Annotated in this window: 3 protein-coding genes; all 3 read right to left on the reverse strand. The window is 59.9% G+C overall.

The window, feature by feature from the left end; translation table 11 throughout:
• The coding region (locus tag WA989_RS06080; protein WP_424339612.1) for a hypothetical protein at window positions 1-927 on the reverse strand (927 nt) is incomplete at its 3' end.
• Window positions 911-1,216 (reverse strand): type II toxin-antitoxin system RelE/ParE family toxin, encoded by a 306-nt coding sequence (locus tag WA989_RS06085; RefSeq protein ID WP_424339613.1) that lies wholly within the window; start codon window positions 1,214-1,216, stop codon window positions 911-913. The genes WA989_RS06080 and WA989_RS06085, both read right to left, overlap by 17 nt.
• Window positions 1,217-1,223: 7 nt before the next feature.
• On the reverse strand, window positions 1,224-1,418 hold the full coding sequence (locus WA989_RS06090; RefSeq protein WP_424339614.1) for an addiction module protein: 195 nt from the start codon (window positions 1,416-1,418) through the stop codon (window positions 1,224-1,226).
• Between the last annotated feature and the right edge of the window lie 160 nt (window positions 1,419-1,578).

The raw sequence follows: 1,578 nt of genomic DNA on the forward strand, positions 1-1,578 counted from the left end.
CTTTAAGTCGAAGGCTACATCGGGATTGTCGGGAATCTGCTTCTTAATGTCATGAATCGCGGTATTGAACTGCCGTTTGTTGAGACCCAGCCGAGCTCTCGCCTGACTCGCGCTGGTCCCTATCTCCTTTCCTGTCCGCCAGGATTTAACTGGAGCCTTCCGAATCTTCCGAACCAGATTGATCCGCATTAATGGTGCCGCCGCAATCCCGAGGCCCTTACCCCCGACTGCCTCAGCCGCTAGCTCCGCGGCATCAGCGCCGGCAGACCGGGCCGCAGCACGACCACGTCCCTCAAACTCCTCGACTGCACCCTCGCGAGCCTCGACGCCGCCAAGATTCGCAACACCAGTTACAAGGTGCCGGCCCGCCGCTCGGCCAATAGGCGCGGCGGCTTCGGCGCCTTTGCCTCGGATCCAAGCCTTAAAGCGGTCGTACAGGCCGGGCTGCTCCGGTTGTCCATACTGCTCAAAGCATCTCAGATGGTTTGCCGTTCCTTCCGGCCAGTCCCTTACGCACTCTTCCAAAGTCGAGTGACTTCGGCCCGTCGGATCTCGAAGATTAATCGTGTCCCAGCCCATGCCGGCGTACAGATTCACCGAGTCCCGATAGCCTTCGGGGTCCCGCTGTAAAAAGAGCAATGACCCCGACGCGCCTGTCGTACCTGCAACACAACTTTCCTGATGCGATTCGCCAGCTTGCAGACGATTTTCAGGGTGCGAAACGCAGCTTGCCAAAAAAAAATCCCAGACGCGGTTTTCCAGATTGTGCGCGGGATCTCTAGACGCGCGATTGGCCTCGGCGGGCGAAATCCAAGAGACGATCCCGAGCAGCAGGACGGCTGCTAAGAAGAGCTGGCGCGGAGGCAGCATCGACGAAGAGTGTACCGTGTGGCCCTCAACGGGGCGATACTCATGCTCGTCGGCCAAGAATTTCGTCGAGCGTCTCTCGCTCTCGGCTACCGTGTAGGACGGCCTTCACGAGCGCCTCTTCGCCTTCGAACGAATAGTAGATGACATAGTCGGTCCGCAGGATCGGCACGCGGCGGAGGTTCCGGTAGTCCGGAAGCGTGCTCTCAGGAAAGAGGCCTATGCGGTTCCGAGCGCGTTTGAACTGCTTTAGGAAGTTGGCGAGCAGGTTCCGGTCGCCTTGTCGATACCTATCGCAAGCTGCCCTGACATCTTGCGCTGCCGGTTGCGTAATGCGAACGATGGCCACGGCGCCATCAGAGGGATGCGATCACCTCATCAATGTCAAGGATTTCCATATTGCCGGCGCGCAACTCAGCTTCCCTTTTGTCGAGAATCTCTTTGTGCCAGTCCGGCACGGGCCCGTTAAGCAGGCTCGCTTCGAGTTTCTCGATCAGCTCCAGCCGCTCTTCGGTGGTCATGGCCTCGATGTCGATGACAGGCGTGCTCACTGAACAACAATGCCGTTAGCGACCGGCGATGGCAATCGTCGAAGCCCATGAGCTCCACCAAAGGCCGCAGGAGCCGTGCAGACCCCGGACGGCCCAGCTGCGTCCAGGGCCGCCCTGATCGGGCCTCACGGTGGCGCATACAGCCCGCCAGAGGCCAGCC

Origin of the sequence: Henriciella sp. (assembly GCF_049649345.1) — a bacterium.
Lineage (GTDB): Bacteria > Pseudomonadota > Alphaproteobacteria > Caulobacterales > Hyphomonadaceae > Henriciella.